Genomic DNA, 5,645 nt, shown 5'->3' with positions numbered 1-5,645 from the left:
TTAGCAAAACTGCCGTGCCATTTGATTTCAACCATCGCCGGGTGCTCACAGACGCGACGTGCGCAAAGTGGACCCGCGACGAGAAGCATCGCCAGCACATCGAGCATGTCCTCAAGACGCGTTTGCCAATCGAGCTCATTTGTCCTGCCCTCACGAGTCTTCGTTGACATTCGAGAGAAGGACGATACAACGTTGAGCTGCGCGGCAAGCATTGTCATCGGATCAGCCGAGCGATCAAAGAGCGTCGGCATGCCAACAACACCTTGGTAGGCGCCACAGCTCGGAAACGACATCATTCTTGCTTCAAGTTCTTGTTGCAGTTCAAGAACTTCCGCATCTTCAGGATCTCGCCCGAGAAGTAGCCTCAGAATGTTTGCCTCGAAGGGGTCATGAGCGACCTCCTCGATTGGACGGCCGGCGATACGGAGCCCCTTATCGGGGTCGACGTAACTCGACCACCGCGGCAAAAAACTCATCAATGCCGGGGCGCCGTGCAAGCCCGCAGCGACTTGCTTAAGAGTCATGGGAAGCTCAACGCTTCCGTACTGGTTGAGAACGCCCGCCAAGCCAGCGTTATTGTCATCAATCGCGCGCCGAAACGCGTCACTAAGGAATGTTCCTTGCATTCTTATTTTCTCCTCGCCGTTACCTTTTGGGCAAACTGGCGGTTTAGGTTCGAGTGGGCTTGTGTTGATTGTTGAGCCACGAAGGCTCTAAAACCTTTTTGCAATTCCCCTCTAGGAAAAAATACCTGAAATACTCTCTGTGAGAGGGGGATAAACTATTATCTACTCAAGAAAAAATATGAATGAACTAAGTGCTGTTACTTACTGTCAGGTAATCGACTTAAGTGGCCAATTATATAGGGTTTTTATAATAAAACAACCTGAATGAACGCAGTGACTTAAAAGCCTGATAGCCTTAGGACTTTTCCAATATTTCTCGCTGACATAAAACGGTATAACTGATTTTCTACTACTTCCACTTAACGGGGGATTTAATGAAGCGTATTATTTTAGTTTTAGTGCTTTTTGGTTTGATTTCTTCAACTACACTTGCCCAAACAGATGTCCTGTTTATTCTTGATGCCTCAGGCTCGATGACCCAAGTCACGGGTGGCACCAAACAAATCGACGCAGCTAAACAAGCAATTACTGGCGCACTCGGAGAAATCCCCGAAGGCACTCCTGTCGGCCTTCGCGTATACGCTCACCGTGTTGCGCAAAGTGACAAGCAAGCAAGTTGCACTGATACCGAGCTTTCAGTGCCACTGGACAAGGCTGCAAAAAGTACTATTTCGACAACTCTTGCGGGCATTAATCCTAAAGGCTACACGCCAATCTCTTATTCACTACAACAAGCAAAAAATGATTTCCCTGTCGCTCGTGAGTCAGAGAAAATCATTATTCTTTTAAGTGACGGTGAAGAGACTTGCGGCGGAAATCCGGAGCAAACTGTTAAAGATTTAATTGCCTCGGGCTTTAAGGTGCGCGTGCACACGGTTGGATTTAATGTTAACGCCTTAGCCGAGTCGCAGCTTAAAGGCGTTGCTAATGTAAGTGGCGGCACATATTTCCCGGCCAAAAACGCCACGGAACTTGCAGCTGCACTTAGAGCAGCAACCAAGCAGTCTTTTGTGATCAAGAAGGACAAAGCCATTTATGGCACGGAAATTCGTGGCGGTGATAGCTTTGAAACGGCTGTGGAGATTAAGCCTGACGTCGAATACCGCCTCGACCACCACCAAAAGCCTCGTGAGTATGACTACTTCAAAGTTTCGGGCACTCCGGGCCAAGGCTTTGAACTGACAATCAAGACTTTAGAAAAAGGCATTAATATTAACGGCGATAAAACCACAGAGAATGACATGCCCTATTTTGGCGCAAAATTTTCAGGGCCAGACCGTACTAATATCAGCCATGAAGAAATCATTGGCGGAAAATTTGCTGAGAAAAAAATAAAAGCTGCTGTCGGCACGCCTGGCGATTACTATGTATTAATCGGCAGTGAATATGACGGTGTAAATAAAGATCACGCAACTTTCAAACTCACCGCCCTTAATCAAGGCGACTTAGATAGTGCCAAAGATGCCGGAGACAACATCGAAACGGCTTTAGCACTTGAGGTTAACAAGCGCTACAAGACAAACCACTTAGGTGGGCCAGATAATTCAGACACATTTTCCTTCAACGCCAAAGCTGGGGAGCAGTATTTCGTTGGTTTTATTCCAGGTAAAGAAACTACAGGGTTTTTCCGCGTTGAGGTCTTTGACGATTACAAGCAAAAAGTTCTAGAGAAGTCCTTTGGCAGTGGTTCTGGCGGAAAGTCAGATACTTTTACAATCCCGAGCGATGGCACATATTTTGTTGAATATAAGTTAAGTTACCCTGAGCAGGCAGTTCAGGATTATACTCTTGAAGTAAAGTCGGTTACTCAAACCTCTGCGGTAGAGTCAAAAGTAGAAACAGTAACAGAGCCGCAAGCTAAAGCTGAGGCGCAAGCTGTAGCTGAGGGAAATCAGCAGCTCTAAGCTCTGGAATTTCTTTGTTATAAAGAGAGACTGAAGTGATCATTAAACCTTTGCATTGTATTTGAGAAGTGCAGTGTACATCCTTGTACTAAATTCACATGCATGTGAGCTGCACTGATCTAATGTGTTACGCTCTGATGTGTAACGCCCAAGAAACATTCCTGAGCTATGCTGCAGATTCAGCAGCTGCGTTTTCCACGCAGTGCAGCGGCCAGTGCCACTTCCGCGCTCGGCTACGCCATCCAGGTTTCGTCCCGTGCGTAATGCACATCCTTTGTCCATCTCTCTCAACGTACGCATAACCCTCTTCAATTTCCTCCCCATAGTTTGGTCGCAGGTCCACTCTAAAACTTAGCTCATTTGTAGCTTCGTCCCAGACTGGCCTTAAGTACAGCGAGATTCTCCATTTCTCGTAAGAAACGAAGTAGACTTGTGGACCGCGCAGATCGCTTTCCTGACCGCAAATGATTAACTCGCGATTGGATGGAATTGTGACCCATGGTCCAAGCAATTTAGACAGTAGCCCATTTTTGATTAGACAGGCTAATGCTTGGCGCTCGCGCGCTTGCTTTGATTGTGATTTGTCTTCACGCAAATGTGTCTCCTTCTGAAAGTTACAGCTTAGAATTCAGGTTAAAACCTTAGTCATCACTTCACTCCCAGAGACAGGAACGTTCTAACCTCTCTGCGAGAGTAAAGAAAAATCTACCCGTATTAAATTTTGAACTTCTGTATGAGTTAAATACTAAGGATCAGCGAAATAAGGAAATTCTTGAAAGTTAAAATTCCTAAGCATTGAGATTGACAGTGAAAAATACCAAGATCATTATTCTGGAGATCCATTCGACTGCTCTCCTCGCCATAAATGGCTCGTCGCTCCCCTCAGGATGACATCAGCACGAAAGCTTGCCGCTTTCTTTGGGCCTGCATGACCTAGTCCTTTCATGGACTAGGTCTAGCTAACACTGCTTTCTCGCGCTGAGTTAGTTAGTTGCGCTATACGCGCAACGGTCAAAACTACCCAAACAAAGCTTACCGCTTTCTTTGGGCCTACCTTTCTTTCTCGCGAAAGAAAGGTAGGTTAGCCGCCTTTCATCATGTTGAGGAATTCTTGGTTAGACTTAGTGCCTTTCATTTTATCGAGGAGCCATTCCATTGCGTCGACAACGTTTAATGGATTGAGCACTTTGCGTAGGAGCCAAATTCTTTGCAACCAGTCATCGGGGAGAAGTAATTCTTCTTTACGGGTGCCCGATTTATTGAGGTCGATAGCTGGGAAGCAGCGGCGTTCGACGAGCTTACGGTCAAGGGCTAATTCCATGTTGCCTGTGCCTTTGAATTCTTCGAAAATAACTTCATCCATGCGCGAGCCGGTATCGACAAGAGCCGTGCCGATGATTGTTAAGCTGCCGCCTTCTTCAATATTTCTTGCAGCACCGAAGAAGCGCTTGGGCTTATGCAGAGCATTTGAGTCCACACCACCAGAAAGGATTTTACCGGAAGCTGGGACAACTGTGTTATAGGCCCGGGCAAGGCGGGTAATTGAATCGAGTAAGATCACTACGTCTTTTTTATGTTCGACTAAGCGCTTAGCTTTTTCGATGACCATTTCTGCGACTTGCACGTGGCGTGTAGCTTGTTCATCGAACGTAGAGCTAACGACTTCGCCTTTAACGTTACGTGACATATCGGTTACTTCTTCTGGGCGTTCGTCAATTAGGAGTACAATTAAAACCACTTCGGGGTGATTTTTGGTAATTGCATTAGCGATTTTCTGCATCAAAATTGTCTTACCGGTGCGTGGTGGTGCGACAATCAAGGCACGTTGTCCAAAGCCGATCGGGCACATTAAATCGATGATGCGTGTTGAATAATCTTCAGCTGCAGCTTCAAGCTTAATGCGGCGATTAGGATAAAGTGGGGTTAAGTTATCGAAAAGAATTTTATCTTTTACGCCTTCAGAAGATTCAAAGTTAACATCGTTAACTTTGAGTAGTGCAAAGTAGCGCTCCCCTTCCTTGGGTGGGCGAATTTGGCCAGAAATTGTGTCTCCGGTGCGTAGGCCAAAGCGGCGAATTTGCGCCGGCGATACGTAGATATCGTCTGGGCCTGGTAAGTAGTTATAGTCAGGTGAGCGGAGAAATCCAAAGCCATCGGGCAAGGTTTCAAGTACGCCTGCGCCATAAATCTGGCCATCGCTAGCGGCTTGAGCCTCAAGAATTGCGAAAATCAGATCTTGTTTGCGTAAGCTTGATGCGTTTTCGATGTTTAAGTCGTTAGCAATTTTGGTGAGGTCGGTAATTGCGGTTTTTTTAAGCTCTGAGAGGTTCATGTGCTATCGATTGTCCTTAGATGATGTAGTGAAATGTTAATTACAAAAAAAGATTGGTATATTTGGATTATTATTGCGGCGACAGGGACTGTGCCGAAGTGGGTCTGTTCTAGCCAACTTAACTCGGAGAGTCAATATGTTTGTTATTACACTGACAATTAGGCCCTTTCTGCTAGCGTTTTTGCGTTAACTGCCTTGAGATAGAGCGGTTCTAATTGAGTTTCTTCTGGGTAGGCTAAACCGCTAGCATGGGCGCGAAATAGTCCCGCAGTGATTAATTTAGAGCTCTGGTCAGACAGGATCTGAGCTTTAAGGCCGAGTTGGTTTTCAAGTTTAAGCACCAAATCACGTAATGCGGATTTGGCAACAACTTGTGCTGGCGCAAGCTCTTTAAAGTTTTCTGTAAGATAAGCTGCCAAATAAACCTCATTTTCATTGGCATTAATCGTTGAAATAATTAAACGCTCTTTACTCGCGATGCTCAGCGTTTGTGCTAAGAGTGCGGAGGCTGTGTAAATTTTCAGTTTTGCTCCGAGTGCTAGGGCTGCAGCACTAGCAAGGCCGATGCGTATTCCAGAAAAACTGCCTGGGCCATTAGTTACTAAAATTGCAGAGAGATTCTGAAAGCTAAGATTTTGAGCGAGTAAAAGTTCTTCGACTTCGGTAGCGAGAGATTCTGCAGGTTTAGCAAATTCACGGGTGAAAATCTCTGCTCCCACCTGTAGCGCCGCGCAGCAATTTGGCGAAGTTGTATCAAGAGCCAGGAAGTAGTTCATTTTAATT

Annotated in this window: 5 protein-coding genes; 1 reads left to right on the top strand and 4 read right to left on the bottom strand. The window is 45.9% G+C overall.

The features are described from left to right. A partial coding sequence (locus JNK13_04530) for a hypothetical protein (GenBank protein ID MBL7662002.1) occupies positions 1-626 on the bottom strand: 626 nt, incomplete at its 3' end. Positions 627-1,000: 374 nt separating this feature from the next. Between JNK13_04530 and JNK13_04525 the strand changes: the two genes are divergently transcribed. Continuing rightward, positions 1,001-2,530 (top strand): VWA domain-containing protein, encoded by a 1,530-nt coding sequence (locus JNK13_04525; GenBank protein MBL7662001.1) that lies wholly within the window; start codon positions 1,001-1,003, stop codon positions 2,528-2,530. A gap of 166 nt (positions 2,531-2,696) precedes the next feature. Here the strand turns inward: JNK13_04525 and JNK13_04520 are convergent, their stop codons facing one another. The 3 genes from JNK13_04520 to tsaB form a co-directional block, all read right to left on the bottom strand. Then, a complete protein-coding gene (locus JNK13_04520; protein MBL7662000.1) occupies positions 2,697-3,125 on the bottom strand; it encodes a hypothetical protein in 429 nt (142 codons plus the stop codon). A 486-nt stretch (positions 3,126-3,611) separates the two neighbouring features. Further along, on the bottom strand, positions 3,612-4,862 hold the full coding sequence (gene rho, locus JNK13_04515; GenBank protein ID MBL7661999.1) for a transcription termination factor Rho: 1,251 nt from the start codon (positions 4,860-4,862) through the stop codon (positions 3,612-3,614). A 158-nt stretch (positions 4,863-5,020) separates the two neighbouring features. Further along, positions 5,021-5,645 (bottom strand): tRNA (adenosine(37)-N6)-threonylcarbamoyltransferase complex dimerization subunit type 1 TsaB (tsaB, locus tag JNK13_04510; protein ID MBL7661998.1); only part of this gene is annotated, 625 nt, incomplete at its 5' end.

The organism is bacterium, from assembly GCA_016786595.1.
Lineage (GTDB): Bacteria > Bdellovibrionota_C > UBA2361 > SZUA-149 > JAEUWB01 > JAEUWB01.
The sequence above is the reverse complement of the archived record's forward strand: the minus strand, read 5'-3'. Positions and strand labels throughout refer to the sequence as shown.